This window comes from Verrucomicrobiia bacterium, assembly GCA_023953615.1.
In the GTDB taxonomy this organism is placed as follows: domain Bacteria; phylum Verrucomicrobiota; class Verrucomicrobiia; order Limisphaerales; family JADLHS01; genus JADLHS01.
In genome coordinates this window covers 382648-400408 of the sequence record JAMLJH010000002.1, presented here as the reverse complement: position 1 = coordinate 400408, position 17761 = coordinate 382648, and the positions used below count along the sequence as shown (strand labels likewise).

Sequence of the window (17761 nt, the reverse complement as noted above, 5' to 3'; positions counted from 1 at the left end):
CAAAAAATCAATGTTTCGCCACTTGGGGCGCCGTCGCCGCCGAATAATCTCCGGCAGCAATCTCCACAGGTTCGGCTACTTTCCACACGTCACCGGGGTGTGGCTGTACCAAACCCAAATTCAGTTGCTGCAATTTCAACCCCAATTGTCCGGGCGATTGCAGCATGGCCAGTTGATCCCGCAGTTTCTTGTTTTGATCCCGCAGCTCGACCAGGCGAATTTCGCGCTGCTTGATCTGCCGCCCCAGCACATCAATCTGGTTCTTCTGCCAGACGTACCCCACCGCCGCCGCGCCCGCGAAGGCGCAAAAGGCCGCCACCTTCAGCGCGGTCCCGAACCGCAACGCCACCGTTTGATTTTTCCGATTTCTGGCCATTTAAATTTTCTCCACCACCCGCAACTGCGCGCTCCGACTGCGCGGATTCTCGCGCTGTTCCACCGCGCCCGGCTGAACGGCCTTGCGCGTAATCAATTTCACCACCGGCACCCGGGGCCGGCGCAACGCGGGCACATCAACCGTCTCGAACGTGTAATCGCGCGCCTGTCGGCGCGCCCACTGCTTTACAACCCGATCCTCCAGGCTGTGAAAGGTAATCACGGCCAACCGCCCTCCGGGTTTTAGGATTTTTAACGCGCCATCCAATCCCCGCTCCAACGACCCAATTTCGTCATTCACCGCAATGCGCAACGCCTGAAACACTCGCGTGGCCGGATGCGCCTTCCGCCCGCCGCGCGGCGCCAATCGCTCGATCAGCTCCGCCAGTTGCCGCGTCGTCGTGAACGGCCCCGTTTCCCGCTGCCGCACCACGGCCCGCGCCAACGCCCGCGATCGGCTCTCATCGCCGTATTCCCAGAAAATCCTCGCCAACTCTTCGGCGGATCGCGTATTCACCCACATGGCGGCCGTCTCGGCCTGCCGCTGATCCATCCGCATATCGAGCGGACCGTCTTTCTGAAAACTGAACCCTCGATCCGCCGTGTCCAGTTGCGGGCTACTCACTCCCAAATCCAACAAAACTCCGGCGCAACTTTCCGCCGGCACCCAGGCGTTCAATTCCGCAAAATTCCCGCGCCGCAACTCAAACCGTCCCGCAAATTCAGCCAATCGTTCTGCCGCCGCTGCCAACGCCGCCGCATCATGATCGCAAGCCCATAACCGTCCGTTGGGCGCCGTCGCCGCCAATACCGCCGCCGCATGTCCCCCCGCGCCCAGCGTTCCATCCGCAAAATCCTGACCTGGCTGCGGACGCAAAGCCTGCAACACCTCGGCTAACATCACCGGCTGGTGGCTGAATTCGGTCACGGTTCATCCGGGTTAATTCACTTGTGTCCGCCACCCAGCGACACCACTTCCAAATCCGCATGCGTCAGGTCGTTCCGCGCCATCTTCACCCGATCCAGTGACAACTCGCCTTGCACCTTCGGATGGCCCAGCCGGGGAACGCCCGCGAGCTTGGATTTTCCGATGGATGAAAACGGGTTGTGATCCACGCAAAACAAAATCATTCGCACCAGCGTCGCCCCGGTTTTCTTGACCCCTCCCAACAACACCAGTCCGGCTGACCGCAACTTTTCCCTCCCGGAAAGTCGAACCGGCTCGGGCTGCCCCGACTCCACCAACGGAGTCGGCTCAATTGTCGTGCGGGTCGCCGTGACGGTAACCGCCGGACGCGCGACCACAACTTCAGCCGGCTTTTCCAGCTTGAACGGATTCTTCGGCGAAATGAACTTGGGCAGATCAAATCCCTTCCGCATCTGATAGCGTCCGCTACCCGGTTCGCCCACCCAACTCCTGCCGACCGCCAATAATTTTCCAAACTTCATGTTTAACCCATTAACTTAAGCGCGTCTTCCGCCAGGACGTGGTCCGCCGCACTGATCAGTGCGTAGCGGTCTGCCGCCCAAATCTCGAAACGATCCAGCAAACCAACCAACACCACTTCTTCCCCCGCCTTGAGTCCCGCCGCCGCCGCGAGCGTTTCCGGCACGCAAATCCTTCCCGCTTTGTCCAGGTCCACCTGCACCGACTTCGAGCCAATCAACCGTTTCAAAATCGGTTTGTTGGGATTGCTGTTCGGTATGGCATCCAACTCCACCATCAGCTCCCGCATTTTCTGCGGCGGCAACCCGCGCAAGCATGTGCCCTCTTTCCGTTGCGGCCACACAATCAGTGTGAACTGCGCGTTCGCTTCTTCCGTGCGCCACGCGGACGGGATTTGAATACGCCGCTTCTCATCACATCCGTGACGAAACTCGGAGTTGAAAATCACTCCAGTCATGGCGGCGATCTCAGACATTACTCAGAGCCAAAGGAAATAGCCAACACTTTGCCACACATTGCTACACTTCATGCCACTGTTAAACACTGAGTCACACTTTTAGTCAATACCTAACGCGAATATTTTTTGGAAAGTTATTCACAGCCAATTTCTGTCGTAAAATTGGGTGGCATTTGAAGAACTGCGAATTACCAAAAATCGTGTTTTTAACTACCACCAGTAGTGGGGCAGTTCGCGCTGCCACAATACGTTGAAACTTCCTATCTTTGGTTCTCGCAACGAGCCAATTTCGATTCGCTCAAAGTGCGGTGGCAGATTTCCGTACGTTCTCGAGGCAATTCTCAATTCACGGTTGGCATTCCGCGCGTCACCATTACTCTCCCACCGTGCGAACGGCTGATTTTTATTTCAATTTACCACCAGAATTGATCGCACAATTCCCCGCGCCCCAACGCGACACTTCCCGACTGATGGTTCTGCATCGCGACACCGAACGCCTGGAGCACCGCACGTTTCACGACTTGCTGGACTACCTGCATCCCGGAGACGTGTTGGTGTTAAACAACTCGCGCGTCATCAAAGCGCGCTTGCACGGCGTCAATGCACGGACTGGCGGCGCGTTTGAAATTTTATTGCTGGAGGAAAATTCCTTGAACGATTGGTGGGCCATGCTGAAGCCCGGCAAGCGCGCGCGGGTGGGGACCGAAATCCAACTCACCGAAAAAATCCGCGCCACGGTTACCGACACTAATTCGGAGGGACATCGTCGCCTTCAATTTTTTGGCTCGCCCAACATCTTGAACGAGCTGGCGGAACTCGGCGAGATTCCATTGCCGCCTTACATCCGCCGCCCGGCTCGCGACGCCAAAATTTCATCCGCCGCAAACCCGGCGCCGCCGGATCCATTCGCCGCTGCAGCCGCGCTGGATGATGTGCGGTATCAAACAGTGTTCGCGACGCCACCCGGCTCCGTAGCGGCGCCCACGGCGGGATTGCATTTCACCGAGGAGTTGCTGGCGGCGCTGCGCGCTCGCGGGGTGGAAATTCATTTCATTACCTTGCACGTTGGTCTTGGCACTTTCGCCCCGGTGAAAGCGGACACGCTCGAAGCGCACACCATGCACGAGGAACGTTACGAAATTTCCGCAGCCGTCGCGAGTGCGATCAATCGCGCCAAACGCGAGCGCAGACGGATCGTCGCCGTTGGTACCACCAGTGTTCGCGCTCTGGAAAGCAGTGTTGTGAACGCGGACGGCACAGCGCGTAAGCCGGATCAGATCGAAATTCAACCGGGTCTGCGTCGCACGAAAATTTTCATCTATCCGCCTCATGACTTCCAAGTGGTGGACGCGCTGATCACCAATTTTCACCTGCCCGGTGCGACCCTGCTGATGCTGGTAAGCGCGTTCGCCACACCGGGAAAAATGGAGGGACGCGAAAAAATTCTGGCGGCCTATGACGAAGCCATTCGCCAGCGCTATGGCTTCTTCAGTTACGGCGACGCCATGCTGTTGCTATGAAAACCAACTGGGCCGCTGCAAAATCCAAGTGGTCGGACGCACGATTACTCCGCAGATAAAATTGAGCGACATGAAATCCAAGCCCTCCACTCTCAGAGCGCAACCGACTCGACCTTTCATTTTGATCAATATGGCGATGACCGCCGACGGAAAAATCGCCACGGCCAATCGCGCCATCTCCACCTTTGGCAGCCGTCACGATCACGATAATTTAATGGAGCTGCGCACCACGGTGGACGCCGTCATGAGCGGCGCGCGAACCATCAATTCGGGGAAAATTACTCTGGGTCCGGGTGGGATTCGGTATCGCCGCCGGCGTCTGAAGCAAGGTCTCGCCGAATTCAACTTGCGCATCGTGGTCAGTGGCAGCGGCTCGGTGGATCCGAACGCCGAAGTGTTTAAGCACAGGTTTTCTCCCATCATCGTCCTCACCACAAAACGAGCGGATCCGGACCAATTACGGCAACTGCGAACGCGGGCGGACGCGGTGAAAATTTGTGGCGATCGGGAGATCCATTGGGGCGCGACCCTGCGCTGGTTGAACTGCAAATGGGGAGTGCGACGACTGCTTTGCGAAGGGGGCGGCAATCTGAACGATGCCATGTTCCGCGCGGGATTTGTGGACGAACTGCATCTCACTATTTGTCCGAAAATTTTCGGCGGGCGCACCGCGCCGACCATAGCTGAGGGGATTGGGTTTCCCAGTTTGGCGGCAGCGGCCGGATTTCAGTTGCAATCGCGGCGCCGGCGCGGAGACGAACTGTTCCTCATCTTCAGCCGACGGGCCACCACCCGTCAGAATGGTTCAACTCCGTCTCACTTGGAACGCGACTGATTTTCCACCCAACGCGCCAGCAACCAAAGCAAATCCGCCAGTCGGTTCAGATAAATAATGATTTCCGGATTGGACAATCGCCCGGCCTCCGGCAGCGCGCAGACGCGTCGCTCCGCGCGACGGCAAACCGTGCGCGCCAGATCCAACGCCGCCGAACTTACGCACGACCCCGGTATCGCCCACTCTTTGGGGTAAACGGTCTGCGCTTCGAATTGTTCCGTCCACTCGTCCAATTTGTGCGTGAGTTCCGGAGTGGTCAGGGAATAACCGTCCTTCACGTAGCGCGGTAAGTCTTCGGGTGCAGTCGCCAACTCGCCCATCAGCACGATCAAATCTTTTTGAATCGCAAGTAAATGTTCCCGAATCTGGTGATTCGCGGTTTGAGCCCGGGCAAGCCCCAGCGCGGCGGTAAGCTCATCCACGCAGCCATAGGCTTCGACCTGCGGATGACTTTTGCCAACCCGTCGCCCATACATCAGTGCGGTCGTTCCCTTGTCTCCGGTTCGAGTTACAATGCTCATGGTCAATCGTCATTCCCGCTGACGCGCAAAAAATCCCGCGCGAAAGCCAACTGAATTTTTCCGCGTGGACGGCATCCTGCGTTGCCTGTCGGTGAGACATCCACCGGCGTTGCTTGCGAACAGGAAAAGCCGTTGCCGCCACATCACACAAGCCAAATCCATAAAGCTGAAGTCTCGCTGGTCGCGAAAGTGAATATCTAGTTTATCGCTGGAGTTTCAAATGCCGATTTGAGTTTAAGCCAAATAATCCTTGCAAATGTTTGCGCTTTTAATCCAGACTGTTCTCCTAGATAAATACAATCGTATAATAACTATGAGTCATTTCTACAACAACATCCTCGAAACCGTCGGGCGTACGCCTTTGGTTAAACTCAACAAGGTCACCGCCGGTCTGGAAGCGACGGTTCTGCTCAAGTGCGAATTCTTCAATCCGTTAAGCAGTGTCAAAGACCGTATCGGCCTGGCCATGATCGTAGATGCGGAAAAACGCGGTTTGATCAATAAAGATACGACCATCATCGAGCCGACCAGTGGCAATACCGGGATCGCGTTGGCTTTCGTCTCGGCGGCCAAAGGTTACAAATTGATCCTCACGATGCCCGAAACCATGTCGCAAGAGCGGCGCACCTTGCTGGCGATGCTCGGAGCAAAATTGGTACTCACGCCCGGAGCGGAAGGAATGAAGGGCGCGATCGCCAAAGCCAACCAATTGGCCCAGGAAACACCAAACTCCTGGGTGCCGCAGCAATTTAATAATCCGGCCAATGTCGAAATTCACAAGACCACCACTGCCGAAGAAATCTGGGCCGACACGGATGGCAAAGTGGATATCGTGGTCGCGGGAGTCGGCACTGGAGGAACCTTGACGGGCTGCGCCGAAGTCATCAAACCGCGCAAGCCAAGCTTTACAGCCATTGCGGTAGATCCGCAGGGTTCACCGGTAATTGCGCAAACTCTGGCCGGTCAGCCGCTCAAACCCGGGCCGCATAAAATTCAAGGTCTGGGCGCGGGCTTCATTCCCAAAAATCTGCATTTGAAAGATGCACAAGGAAACCCGTTGATTTCCGATTGCGTCATCGTCTCCGACGAAGAAGCTCTCACCATGTCGCGCCGACTGGCCAAAGAAGAAGGTATTCTGTGCGGGATTTCCTCGGGAGCCAACGTCGTCGCCGCCATTGCGGTGGCCAAACGTCCTGAGAACAAAGGCAAACTCATCGTTACGGTTGCCCCCTCCACTGGCGAGCGTTATCTAAGCACGGTTTTGGCTGCGGAAGCGCGCGCCGCCGTGGGCGGTTGAGCCGTCTTAAATCCTACATCCGCAAATAATTGGGCCTCACGCCGATTATTTGCGGATTTTTCGTTTTTGGGGCAGCGCGCGAAATAAATCCGAAAAAATAGTTGCATTAACCCGTGATTCCGCCAATTTAAGCAGCGAATCGAAGGTTTGACGCTGTGCGAGGAAGGTTTTCCCCTTAGTTTGTGGATGGCACTCGCTTGGCAACTTCCAACCATTCAAAGTTCACAATAGGTCAACAGGGGCATTTCCCAGCCTTCGATAAAACAACGACGGTATGAGTAAACAAAATAAAAACGACAATCAAAATTCGGGACGGCCAGCGGGTCAGAATCCCGGGAATAATGCCCCAACGGGTGACCACGGCGCCGGCTATCTGGAAATCGCCGAAAAAGGATTCGGCTTCCTCCGAACCGCCGCCGCGCATTTCCACCCCAAACCCACGGACATTTTCGTCACGCCAGACACCATCAAGCGCAATTTTCTGCGGGAAGGCAGTCTGGTGGAAGGACCGACGCAACCTCCGCATCGCGGCACCAGTCCGCAGTTGCGCGCGGTGGAAAAAGTGAACGGGCTGAGCTTCGAGGATTACACCAAGGCCGTTCGGTTTGAAAACCTGACGAGCATTGATCCGATTGAAAAATACAATTTGGAAACATCACCTGACCTGATCGAGACCCGCGTCATTGACCTCGTCACGCCAATCGGCAAAGGCACGCGCGGATTGATCGTCGCGCCGCCCCGCACCGGTAAAACAACCGTGCTCAAGCAGATTGCCAACGCCGTCACCGCCAATCACCCGGACGTGCATGTGCTGGTCCTGCTGATTGACGAACGCCCGGAAGAAGTCACCGATTTTCAGCGCTCGGTGAAAGCGGAAGTGGTGGCGTCCTCGAACGACCAGGATTTGGAAACGCACGTCCGGCTCTCTCGCTTCATGATCGAGCGCTGCCGCCGCATGGTGGAAGCCGGCAAGGACGTCTTCGTGCTGCTGGATTCACTCACCCGGGTGGCTCGCGCCTACAACAGCGTCCACGGCGGCAGTGGTCGAACCATGACCGGCGGTGTGGATGCGCGCGCGTTGGAAATCCCGCGCAAGATGTTCGCTTCCGCGCGCAAGATTGAACATGGCGGTTCGCTCACGATTCTCGCGACCGCGTTGATTGACACGGGTTCTCGGATGGATGAACTGATCTTCCAGGAATTCAAAGGCACCGGCAACATGGAACTCGTGCTCGACCGCAAGCTGTCGGATCGTCGGCTGTTCCCCGCGATAGACATTCCCAAGAGCGGTACCCGAAAAGAGGAAAAATTGTTCGCGGCAAAAAATATTGATTCGCTGCGCAAGCTCCGACGCATGATGGTGGACTTGAATCCCATCGAGGCGATGGAAACGCTTGTCGCCGCGTTAAAGAAGCACAAGACCAACGACGAATTGCTCGCCAAGCTCGTCTGACGGCGACCTGTCTCTCAACCCCGGCTGACCTGGTTCAGTCGGGGTTTTCTTTTATCACCCGCCGCGCAAGTCTCAGGTTGCCGCTGCCGCGCAACTGCGCTATTTCATCTGGTCATGGCATCACAACCTGCTGTCCCCGCCCTCCCGCGACACCGACCGCCGCTTGAACGGATGTTGCGCATTCATCAAGCCATCCAATCCGAACGCTTTCCCAATGCCACCCAGCTCGCCGCCGAACTCGAGGTCAGCACCAAATCCATTCAGCGCGATCTGGATTTCATGCGCGACCGCCTGTTGCTGCCCATCGAATACCAACCCCAGCGCGGCGGCTATCATTACACTGCCGCCGTCACCTCGTTTCCCACGATGCACATCACGGAAGGCGAACTGGTGGCGCTGGTCATTGCGGAAAAGGCGTTGCAACAATACCGCGGCACCCAATTTGAAAAACCCCTGCTCAGCGCCATTCGGAAAATTGAGCAATCCCTGCCGGACACCATCTCGCTGAATCTCGCGGATATCGAACAGACGATTTCATTTCGCACCCGCGCGGAGCCGATTCTGAATCTGGAAATTTTCGATACGCTGGCCAAAGCCACGGCGCAGCGTCAGCAGTTGAATCTGACCTATCGGAAAGCCGGCAGCGCCACCGAGGAGACGCGGTTGATTGACCCGTACCACCTCGCCAACATCAACGGCGAATGGTACTTGTTCGCCTACGACCATGCGCGCAAGGACCTCCGCACTTTCGTCCCCGCGCGCGTGCAATCCGTCAAGCTCACCGGTCGCCAGTTTGCGCGCCCGCAACAATTCTCGCTGGAAAAGCGATTGCGCGACAGCTTCGGCGTTCATTCGGGTGCCGAAGCGCAGGAGATCGTGTTGCGCTTTAATGCCCGCGTGGCCGATTACATCCGGGAAAAGAAATGGCATCCGTCACAACAACTGCGGGAATTAAAGCAAGGGCACATCGAACTCCGCCTGACGCTCTCCAGCTTGATTGAAATTCAGCGCTGGGTCTTGAGCTGGGGCGGCGACGCGCAAGTGATCAAGCCGCGGGAATTGCGGGAATCCGTCCAGCGCGCCGCCCAAGCTATCTTAAACCAAAGTCCATCACGCTGAACCGGCGCGGAAACGCTTGGCTTTCGTGTGACTTCTACAATACTGCTGGTATGGATTCGGTTTTGAATTATCTGGCTCGGCATCAATCCCGCTTCGTGGAGGAACTTTGTGATTACGTCCGCTTTCGCAGTGTCTCCGCACAACCACAACACGCGCCCGACCTGAGCGCCTGCGCCAACTGGCTGGTGAAACATTGCCGCGCCATCGGCCTCGAAGCGGAGGCGCGCAAAACGCCCGGCAACCCCATCGTCATCGCCAAAACGCCGCGCAAGCAAACAACGCCAAAGCGCCGTCATTTTCTAATCTACGGACACTACGACGTGCAACCGCCCGAACCCTTCGAGTTGTGGAAGACGCCGCCCTTTCAACCCACCATTCGCGGTCGCTCACTTTTTGGCCGCGGCGCGAGCGACAACAAAGGACAGAACCTGGCGCATTTGAAGGCCGTCGAGGCTTACCTTCAGACGCAAACCGAATTGCCCTGCGACCTCACGTTCGTTCTCGAAGGCGAGGAAGAGGTGGGCAGTAAAAGCCTCGCCGGATTCCTGCAGAAAAATCGAGCCGAACTGAAATGTGATGCCGTGGTCGTTTCGGACACCGGAATTCCCAGTCCCAAGTATCCCGCGCTAACCTACGGCTTGCGCGGCATCGCGGCGTTTCAGATTACTCTACACGGCCCTTCCCGCGATCTGCACTCCGGCATGTTTGGCGGTTCCGTGGAAAATCCAGCCATGGCGCTTTGCCGTTTGCTCAGCAAAATCCATGACGCCAAGGGCCGCATCACCATCCCGCATTTCTATGATGGAATTCCGGTTTTGACCAAGTATGAGCGCCGCCAGATTGCGCGCGTGCCGTTCAACCGCAACGCTTACCGAAAATTTCTTGGCGTGCCGGAATTACACGGGGAATCCGGATTTACGCCCGAGGAACAACGCTCCGCGCGACCGACGTTTGAAATCAATGGTCTCACCAGCGGTTATCAAGGCGAAGGCAGCAAAACCATCGTCCCCGCCTGGGCGCGCGCCAAAATCACCACGCGCTTGGTGCCCGGTCAGCAGCCGCAAAAAGTAGTCCGGGCGGTCAAAGCGTTTCTTAAACAGCATTGCCCCAACACGGTGCGGCTGGAAATCAAGGCCGGGCACGGCGCGGAAGCGTATGCCGTTGCGCCCACCAGCGCGGACGCGCAAGCCGCCTTGCGCGCCTTGCGACAGGCTTTCGGTCATGAACCCGTCTTGCTGCGCGAAGGCGGCTCGATCCCCATCGTCAATCAATTCAAAAAGATTTTGGGCGCGGATACGTTGTTGCTCGGTTTGGCACTGCCGGATGACAACGCCCATTCGCCCAATGAAAAATTCGACCTGGACGTTTTTGCCAAAGGGCAACGGCTGGGCGCATTACTCTGGCGCGAGTTGGTCAAATGACTTCACGATTGTGAGCGCGCCCGCCTCCAAGTTGCGCCGCCGCTTCGGCCTGGTCTGCCTCGGCCTCGCGCTGCTCATGCTGATCGCCGGAGAAACCGTCCTCGCCCCTCACTTGCGCGGACTGGGGCTGCTGCTCTACTGGTTGGGTTGCCTGTTGCTTACCATTCTGGCGGCCGTCACCGCGCTGCTCGAAGTTTTACTCATCGGGGTGAAAGCCCGGGAGGAACAACGCGCGCTTTTGGAAACGACACTGCGGGCGGTGGAGCGCGAAAAATCCAAACCTCGCAAGCCCCGTTGATCGGCGTGGTGGCAAGCGGCCCGCCTGCTTTTCAACCTTCTCAACTTCCCGCAACCCGGGCCATTCGCATCCTCCCGGCGTAGCGGCTACCCGGAAAATTCCGGGGCGATTATCCGAACTCGACTGGATTGTTGCGCAACACAATTTGCGGTTTAGTAGGAGCGGAGAATTTCATGCTCACTACGACACTCAGAAAAGCTGTTGCCGAACCGACGCCACCGGTGGTGGATGCGGAACACCTGGCGTTGATCAAACTACTTGGTGATGAGGACCCCTTCGTTTACCACGCGGTACGCGAAAAAATCATTTCCATGGGCACCGACACGCAAATTTGGCTTAAACCTTGCCAAACCAGCAACGACGCCACGGTCCGGCGGCACGCCAAGGAAATCGTGCGCCACTTCGATCAAAGCGGCGCCGATACCCGCTTCATGTCCTATTGCCTGCAGGAGCCGAAATCCATTGACCTGGAACAGGGCGCGCTGCTGTTGGCGCAAACCGAGTATCCCGACCTCGACGCCGTCGCCTATAGCGCCGCGCTCGACACGCTCGCGCAAGAGTTGCGCGAATGGCTGGCGACCACCGATCCGCAGCAACGCCTGCTCCCCCGCGTAAATCAATTTCTGTTCGACGAAAAGGGGTTCACCGGCAACATGGAAAATTATTACGATCCGGAAAACACCTTCATCAATCGGGTCCTGGACCGGCGCACCGGCAATCCGGTGAGTCTGTGTCTGCTTTACACGCTGTTGATGCGTCGCTTGGATTATCCGGTACACCCCATCGGATTACCCGGCCACTCCGTGTGCCAATTCAAGGACGCCAACGATGAGGTTTACATTGACGCGTTCAACCTGGGTAAACTGCTTACGCGGCACGACTGCATCGAACATCTCAAGCGTTGCAAACATGAGGTTCGCGACGAATACCTCGAGCCGATGACCGCGCGCCGCGCCCTGGCCCGCATGTGCGGCAACCTGGAGCAAATCTACATGGAACTGCGGCGCACGGCGGATTCCGGCCGCTATCAGCGCTACCTTTTCGCGTTGACCCGTTGACCGATCATTTCAATCCGGCAACGCCTTGAACTGGCGCCCGGCAATTTGAGGGTCAATCTGCACGAGGAAAAAATACGCCAGCCGCTCTTTCAAGCGCGTCCACATACCTCGCGATGCGCTCCACTGCTCCAGGCTGATCGCCCGCGAGTGCTTCTGGATTTGCGCAAAAATCTCCCGCGCCGCCGCGGCCACCTCCGGACTTTCCAGGCGCAGCATCAGTTCGTAATTGATGCTCAAGCTGCGCGGATCCAGGTTGGCTGACCCCACATAAACCGCGTCATCGAGAATGATCAATTTCGCGTGCAAAACTTGGGGCTGATATTCGCTGATCCGCACTTCCGATTTCAACAATCGGCGGTACAAACTGCGGCCAGCCAACTGCGACAAACGTACGTCTGATTTGCCGGCCAGGATCAACTGCACTTCGCCACCGTCGCGCGCAATGCGCATCAGCGCCCGGCGAATCCGCCAGGTGGGCAGAAAATACGCCGCCACAATTTGCACCCGACGCGCCCGCCGCAAATCGCGATAAAGCGAGCGGCGAATCGGGTTCGTTCCCCATCCCGGCCCCCCGAGCAGCAGTTGCGCACCGCTGCTCCCAACCGGGCGCTTCCGCTTCGCCTGCCACAGACGCATTAACCGCTTGCGCCGGAAATCCGCCAACGCGAACATTTCATCAAACGAACTCCCCAGTTCCTTGACCAGCTCGCCCTCGAAGCGGAACCCAAGATCGCGCCAGCCGGACGCCACGCCGTCACCGCCATACTCGCGAGCGATATTGAATCCGCCGATGCAGGCCACCTGATCATCGCACACCAGCAACTTGCGATGGTTGCGAATGCCGAAGCGCCGCCAGGTAATGGGATTGAACACGCGGAACTCACTGTTCGCGCCGGTCAGTTTCGCAAAGAAATGTCGCGGCAAACTATACGAGCCGATGCCATCAACCAGAATGGTGACCTTGACCCCGCGATAACGGGCTTGCAGCAACGCTTCCCGGATCTTTCGCCCCGCCTTATCGTCGGCAAATTTGTAAAACTCGAGCCGGACGGATGCTCGCGCCGCATTGATCATCGCCAGCACGGTGCGAAAAGTCGCATTGCCATTCGGCAACCATTGCCAGCGCGTGATTCGAGGCGACGTCACGCTCCGAGCCTATTGATTCGACCGGGCGTTGGCAAACCGACGAACTGAAAGAATCAAAAATTGCAAAACCGGCCATTGCGGCGGCCGACTGCGGCCCGCTACAGCAGTTTAATTAGAGTTGTAGCCGTGGCCCCGAACGAGTGTAACCCCATGAAGGTGGGGGACGGATGGGGAATGGCGATTCTGTCCGCGAGGTTTTGGACTGCGGCAGTCCCCTGCCGCTCCTATGGAGCTTGTGATTTGTTGCGGGTGAGTTTCCACACGTATGCCGCGGCGCTGGCGCTGGGAACGGAGCGCGGGCGGTCCCGCGCCCGCAGCGCGGCGCCAGACTAAAAGGCGTTGATTGATCCGCAAGCCGAGCTTCCCGTTCACGCGCTGCGGACGGAGACCGTCCGCGCTCCGGGAACGCCTCGGACTTTATTCCGCTGCCAATGGTTCCTCGGACCGAGCTGGAGGTTGACCACATCACCGGTCGCGCCGGTGCTTGTCCCGAACCCAGGGCGGTTGTCCGTTTGACCCCAACGCTTGGCTTGAGGTTGGGAGGCCCGCTGCTATAAACGAAAAAATCAAGCGGCCACGGCTTTATTTAATCCGCTCTAATCAGGCAGGCGCAATCACATTTCCCCACCCACTGCGCGCAAAAATTTCCAAACTGGTTTCCACGTAAAAATATAAGTTCAAACAAGCTGCTGTTTTTGGCATCTATATCCATGTGAACCGCATGTTCGCTTGGTTAATGATTTTGCTGACATTGGCTCTTCCAGCCAATGCGCTGGCTATCGCGACGCAAGCGTCCTTGCAACTCTCGGCGCGCGCCGCCAAACCGGGTACGACGATTACCGCCGCCGTGCGGTTGGAAATGTCCCCCGATTGGCACACCTATTGGGAAAATGCGGGCGCTTCAGGCATCGCGACCGACCTCAAGTGGGAATTACCAGATGGCATCACCGCCGGGCATATCAATTGGCCCGTGCCCGAAAAATACATTCCCGAGAAAATCAACGACGACGGCGAAATCATCCCCGGCACGCTGGATTATGCTGAAACCACCTACGTATTTCACAACGAAGCGGTGTTGTTGGTACCGCTGACGATTGATCCGCAGATCGCGAACGGAACCGTCGAAATCAAGGCGGTCGTGAACTGGCTGGAGTGCAAGATCAGTTGTGTTCCAGGCAAACAAATCGTCACGGCAACACTGGAAATTGGCCCGACGGAAACGCCTCAGCACGAGTCCGACTTCACAACCTGGCACAAGCAACTGCCTCAATCCGCTGCGCCTCTGCAACCAAGCGCAGAGTGGGAACCCGGCAATCGCAAACCGGAGGTTCGCTCGGTATTGATTTCGTGGAAACTTGATCCCGTTACAAGTGATTGGGATTTCTTTCCCCAAGCCAGCGACGACTTCGAAGTTCTGCCGGAGACCGGATTGGTATCCACCAACGGTGGCCGCGTAACCATCCGAAAGCAGATCACCAGTTCCCACGAAACCTGGCCCGCCCGTCTTTCCGGAGTCTTGGTTCAGAAACGCAATGGCCACCAGGAAGGCTACGCGGCGGAATTATCCATTGGCGGTAACACCCCGGTAATCGTTTCCGCATCCGAGGTCCCCATCCAGCCCGAGAGCAAACCATTATTGCTCTGGTTGCTCTACGCTTTTTGCGGCGGATTGATTCTCAACATCATGCCCTGCGTGCTGCCGGTCATTGCGCTGAAAATTCTGGGGTTCGTCAATCAAGCCAAGGAAACTCCGGCGCGAGTGCGCTGGCTGGGATTGGTTTTCGGCGCCGGGGTGCTGGTATCGTTCCTGGTGCTGGCGATTGCCGTCATTGCCATCAAAGCCGCCGGTCACAAGGCCGGTTGGGGCATGCAATTCAGCAATCCATTGTTCATCGTCGGCACGGCGGCTTTAATCACGCTGGTGGCGCTCAATCTCTTTGGGGTCTTCGAGGTTTCCCTCGGCAGTCGCACGCTGGGTGCGGCGGGGCAACTGGCTTCGCAACATGGCGCCACGGGCGCGTTCTTCAACGGCGTGCTGGCAACCATTCTTTCCACCCCCTGCTCCGCGCCATTTCTCGGCGCCGCCCTGGGTTTTGCCTTCGTGCAACCCGCTCCGATTATTCTGCTGATACTGCTTACAGTCGGACTCGGACTGGCCACCCCGTACGTGGTGCTGTCCTGGCATCCCGCGTGGCTGCGGTTTCTGCCCAAGCCCGGCGCCTGGATGGAAAAATTCAAAATCGCCATGGGTTTTCCGATGCTGATCACGGCCATCTGGCTGGCCAGCCTCGTGACTCCATTTTACGGCGAACAATCCTGGTGGCTCGGCGTCTTCCTGGCCTTGCTCGGCGCGGCGGCCTGGACCTTTGGCGACTTCTACCAGCGCGCCCAACGCGCCCGCAGCGTCGGATTACTATTCACCTTGGCGCTGCTGGCCACCGGCTATTTCTGGGCGCTGGAATCGGGTTTGAATTGGCGAAATCCACAAGAACAACATCAACTTGTCGCGGGCGACAAAATCCTCAATGCGCCCAAAGGCTATACCTGGCAGCGCTGGAGTTTGGAGACCGTCAATCAAGCGCGCGCCCAAGGCCAGATCGTCGTGGTGGATTTCACCGCCGCCTGGTGTCAAACGTGTAAAATCAACGTGAAGCCGGGGTTTGAAGCGGCAGCGGTCGTGAACCGGCTCAAGGAAATTAACGCCGTGGCGCTCGTGGCCGACTACACCTCATTCGCTCCTGCCATCACGGAGGAATTGGAAAAACACGGTCGCTCAGCCGTGCCGATGGTTTTGGTGTATCCACGGGATGCCGGCAAACCGGCCATTGTGCTGCCCGAACCGTTGCCGTTTGCGCCGTATGGTCCGGTAATTTTGCGGGCGTTGGATCAGGCGGAACCGTGAGCGCGGCCCGAGTCATTGCGTCCCAGCCAAAAACAGAACGGGAGGGACGATGACTCGCATATCGTCCCTCCCCGCACTGCCCATCTGATTCCGCTAAGAACAGAAAAACCAAACAACCAACCGCGAGAGAAGGCTAACCCATTCCGAGTTCCGCTCAATTCCGCCGAAGACCTGAACGTAATCCAGAGGCTATCCCGGGACGGAGGTGTGCGGCTTCGTAATTATTGCGGACAAAATCCAACGCGTTCTACGGACGCCATTTCCCTGGGAGGGACGCGTTCCTGCGCGTCCTTGAACCGCAACGAGCATTTCTACAGAGTTCTGGAGCGTCCCAATGCACAGTTGACGTTCTTATGACGGCATTTTAAGGTTCGATCATGCTAAATCTCCGCGCCTGGGTCGCCCCTGTGGTGGCCATTGTGTTGGGATGCGCCGTTGCCGGTGCGCGGGCGCAGGTGAGCTTGATCAACGTCGGCCACATCAATAACACCAATAACAACGGCAGGGCATTTGATGTGGCAGTATCGGGTAACTTCGCCTACGTCGCCAATTACATGGACGGCCTGCGAGTTTACGACATTTCAGATCCATTCAACCTGGTGAATGTCGGCCATACGAACAACAGCGCGGAGAATGTCGCCAGTTCTCAAGGGATTGCGGTCGCTGGAAACCATGTTTTTTTGGCGAACGCCAATGATGGCTTGCGCATCTACGATGTCTCGATTCCCGCGCAGCCGAAGAATATCGGTCACACTAACAACAGCACGGCAACCCGGGCGTATGCTGAAGATGTGGCGGTGGTGAACGGACTTGCTTTTCTTGCGAACGGGACGGACGGCTTGCGCATTTACGACATCTCGAATCCCGCGTTCCCGCAGAACATCAGTCACACGAACAATGGCTATGCATCGTCCGTGGCCGCCACGGAGGGACGGGCGTATCTGGGCAACGGGGCGGTGCTGCGCATCTATGAAATTCTCCCACCGGCCATTCCCGTCCAGCAGGCCTTTGACAGCGTCGCGGTCAACGATATAACCGTTTCCGGAGATTACGCGTTTGTGGCCATCGGCTCGGCTGGTTTGCGAATCTACAATATCACCAACGCGGCCAGCCCGGTGATCGTCGCCACGATCAACACCGGCAGCGGAGCGGTAGGGATCGCGATTTCACGGCACTATGCTTATGTGGCCAATTGGGGGGACGGCGTGCGCGTCTATGATATTTCGAACCCCGCGCAACCGTTGAACGTCGGTTACACTCCCAGAATTGGAAATGGATTTGCGCGGCGTATTGCCGTGTCGGGAAGTTATCTTTATCTGGCAAATAGCACCGACGGACTGCGCAGTTACGCAATCCTGCCAAAACTCGCCATCCAAACGGCGGCTGCAAACACGCTCCACTTCTCCTGGCCCGCGACGGCGGACTTCCGGTTGCAGGCAAAGCCGGTCAGCGGCGGCGAATGGGCCACACTCCCCGATGTGCCGGTGAGCGCGGGCGCGTTCGACGAATTGATTTTGCCGCAACCCGCCGCCCCCACGCTGTACCGGCTCATCTCGCAATAAATCCCGCGCCGCCGAGATTATTGGACGCCCCCCTCGGCCTTGCATCACCGCCGCCGGATGAACAAGTTCCGAATCAAGCACACCACCAGAACTTTAAGGTATTTCCCTGGGAGAGACGCGTTCCTCCGCGTCCCTGAACCGCAACGGAAGCAACTGACAGGATAACAGGATGGCAGGATTGGATGAACCGCGAAATACGCGGACCACGCGAAACCACAGGGGTAAAATGAAATGCTTTGTGAGTTTCCGAGTTCCGGCTTGGTTTGAAAACCCACTCCAGGTTGCGGCCGTGATTCAGTCAGGGACACGGTGGAACGTGTCCCTCCCAGCATGATAACGCGCCCACCCTC

At 57.5% G+C, this 17761-nt stretch carries 16 protein-coding genes; 10 read left to right on the top strand and 6 right to left on the bottom strand.

Going from position 1 to position 17761, the window contains the following annotated elements:
* Window positions 1-7: 7 nt before the first annotated feature.
* The 4 genes from M9920_11895 to M9920_11880 are packed head-to-tail and all read right to left on the bottom strand — an operon-like array spanning window position 8 to window position 2297.
* Window positions 8-376 (bottom strand): hypothetical protein, encoded by a 369-nt coding sequence (locus M9920_11895; GenBank protein ID MCO5052993.1) that lies wholly within the window; start codon window positions 374-376, stop codon window positions 8-10.
* On the bottom strand, window positions 377-1303 hold the full coding sequence (gene rsmH / locus M9920_11890; protein MCO5052992.1) for a 16S rRNA (cytosine(1402)-N(4))-methyltransferase RsmH: 927 nt from the start codon (window positions 1301-1303) through the stop codon (window positions 377-379).
* 17 nt (window positions 1304-1320) lie between these two features.
* Entirely contained in the window at window positions 1321-1824 is a 504-nt protein-coding gene (locus tag M9920_11885) for a hypothetical protein (GenBank protein ID MCO5052991.1), read from the bottom strand.
* 2 nt (window positions 1825-1826) lie between these two features.
* Window positions 1827-2297: a hypothetical protein gene (locus tag M9920_11880; GenBank protein ID MCO5052990.1), complete on the bottom strand. Its 471-nt coding sequence runs from the start codon at window positions 2295-2297 to the stop codon at window positions 1827-1829.
* Between the two features lie 368 nt (window positions 2298-2665).
* On the opposite strand from M9920_11880, the gene queA reads away from it, so the two are divergent.
* Both queA and M9920_11870 read left to right on the top strand, forming a co-directional pair.
* Window positions 2666-3799, top strand: a complete 1134-nt coding sequence (gene queA, locus M9920_11875) for a tRNA preQ1(34) S-adenosylmethionine ribosyltransferase-isomerase QueA (protein MCO5052989.1) — start codon at window positions 2666-2668, stop codon at window positions 3797-3799.
* 70 nt (window positions 3800-3869) lie between these two features.
* Window positions 3870-4634 (top strand): dihydrofolate reductase family protein, encoded by a 765-nt coding sequence (locus M9920_11870; GenBank protein MCO5052988.1) that lies wholly within the window; start codon window positions 3870-3872, stop codon window positions 4632-4634.
* Here M9920_11870 and M9920_11865 read toward each other — a convergent pair.
* The gene (locus M9920_11865) at window positions 4616-5155 is read right to left on the bottom strand and encodes a cob(I)yrinic acid a,c-diamide adenosyltransferase (GenBank protein ID MCO5052987.1); all 540 of its coding nucleotides are present in this window, start codon (window positions 5153-5155) and stop codon (window positions 4616-4618) included. The two genes, M9920_11870 and M9920_11865, sit on opposite strands and share 19 nt — an antisense overlap.
* A 313-nt stretch (window positions 5156-5468) precedes the next feature.
* Between M9920_11865 and cysK the strand changes: the two genes are divergently transcribed.
* The 6 genes from cysK (at window position 5469) to M9920_11835 (ending at window position 11801) form a co-directional block, all read left to right on the top strand.
* Entirely contained in the window at window positions 5469-6452 is a 984-nt protein-coding gene (gene cysK, locus M9920_11860) for a cysteine synthase A (GenBank protein MCO5052986.1), read from the top strand.
* A 274-nt stretch (window positions 6453-6726) separates the two neighbouring features.
* Entirely contained in the window at window positions 6727-7905 is a 1179-nt protein-coding gene (rho, locus tag M9920_11855) for a transcription termination factor Rho (protein ID MCO5052985.1), read from the top strand.
* A gap of 114 nt (window positions 7906-8019) precedes the next feature.
* Complete coding sequence (locus tag M9920_11850; GenBank protein MCO5052984.1) at window positions 8020-9024, top strand: WYL domain-containing protein; 1005 nt, start codon at window positions 8020-8022, stop codon at window positions 9022-9024.
* Between the two features lie 50 nt (window positions 9025-9074).
* The gene (locus M9920_11845) at window positions 9075-10445 is read left to right on the top strand and encodes a dipeptidase (protein MCO5052983.1); all 1371 of its coding nucleotides are present in this window, start codon (window positions 9075-9077) and stop codon (window positions 10443-10445) included.
* A gap of 10 nt (window positions 10446-10455) precedes the next feature.
* Window positions 10456-10743, top strand: a complete 288-nt coding sequence (locus M9920_11840) for a hypothetical protein (GenBank protein ID MCO5052982.1) — start codon at window positions 10456-10458, stop codon at window positions 10741-10743.
* A gap of 173 nt (window positions 10744-10916) precedes the next feature.
* Window positions 10917-11801, top strand: coding sequence for a transglutaminase-like domain-containing protein (locus M9920_11835; protein ID MCO5052981.1), 885 nt, complete (start codon window positions 10917-10919; stop codon window positions 11799-11801).
* Window positions 11802-11810: 9 nt separating this feature from the next.
* Here the strand turns inward: M9920_11835 and M9920_11830 are convergent, their stop codons facing one another.
* Window positions 11811-12947, bottom strand: a complete 1137-nt coding sequence (locus M9920_11830) for a phosphatidylserine/phosphatidylglycerophosphate/cardiolipin synthase family protein (GenBank protein MCO5052980.1) — start codon at window positions 12945-12947, stop codon at window positions 11811-11813.
* A gap of 721 nt (window positions 12948-13668) precedes the next feature.
* On the opposite strand from M9920_11830, the gene M9920_11825 reads away from it, so the two are divergent.
* Together M9920_11825 and M9920_11820 are read left to right on the top strand one after the other, a co-directional pair.
* Window positions 13669-15849 carry a thioredoxin family protein gene (locus tag M9920_11825; protein ID MCO5052979.1) on the top strand — a complete coding sequence of 727 codons (2181 nt, stop codon included), beginning with the start codon at window positions 13669-13671 and terminating at the stop codon, window positions 15847-15849.
* Between the two features lie 377 nt (window positions 15850-16226).
* Window positions 16227-17411, top strand: coding sequence for a hypothetical protein (locus M9920_11820; protein MCO5052978.1), 1185 nt, complete (start codon window positions 16227-16229; stop codon window positions 17409-17411).
* The last annotated feature ends 350 nt before the right edge of the window (window positions 17412-17761 follow it).

What these genes read in the sequence shown, in the direction of transcription:
- M9920_11850 (MCO5052984.1), top strand. Translation starts at nt 8,020, where the DNA reads ATGGCATCACAACCTGCTGTCCCCGCCCTCCCGCGACACCGACCGCCG.
- cysK (MCO5052986.1), top strand. Translation starts at nt 5,469, where the DNA reads ATGAGTCATTTCTACAACAACATCCTCGAAACCGTCGGGCGTACGCCT.
- M9920_11825 (MCO5052979.1), top strand. Translation starts at nt 13,669, where the DNA reads ATGTTCGCTTGGTTAATGATTTTGCTGACATTGGCTCTTCCAGCCAAT.
- M9920_11870 (MCO5052988.1), top strand. Translation starts at nt 3,870, where the DNA reads ATGAAATCCAAGCCCTCCACTCTCAGAGCGCAACCGACTCGACCTTTC.
- M9920_11885 (MCO5052991.1), bottom strand. Translation starts at nt 1,824, where the DNA reads ATGAAGTTTGGAAAATTATTGGCGGTCGGCAGGAGTTGGGTGGGCGAA.
- M9920_11865 (MCO5052987.1), bottom strand. Translation starts at nt 5,155, where the DNA reads ATGAGCATTGTAACTCGAACCGGAGACAAGGGAACGACCGCACTGATG.
- M9920_11845 (MCO5052983.1), top strand. Translation starts at nt 9,075, where the DNA reads ATGGATTCGGTTTTGAATTATCTGGCTCGGCATCAATCCCGCTTCGTG.
- M9920_11880 (MCO5052990.1), bottom strand. Translation starts at nt 2,297, where the DNA reads ATGTCTGAGATCGCCGCCATGACTGGAGTGATTTTCAACTCCGAGTTT.
- M9920_11895 (MCO5052993.1), bottom strand. Translation starts at nt 376, where the DNA reads ATGGCCAGAAATCGGAAAAATCAAACGGTGGCGTTGCGGTTCGGGACC.
- rho (MCO5052985.1), top strand. Translation starts at nt 6,727, where the DNA reads ATGAGTAAACAAAATAAAAACGACAATCAAAATTCGGGACGGCCAGCG.
- M9920_11820 (MCO5052978.1), top strand. Translation starts at nt 16,227, where the DNA reads ATGCTAAATCTCCGCGCCTGGGTCGCCCCTGTGGTGGCCATTGTGTTG.
- M9920_11835 (MCO5052981.1), top strand. Translation starts at nt 10,917, where the DNA reads ATGCTCACTACGACACTCAGAAAAGCTGTTGCCGAACCGACGCCACCG.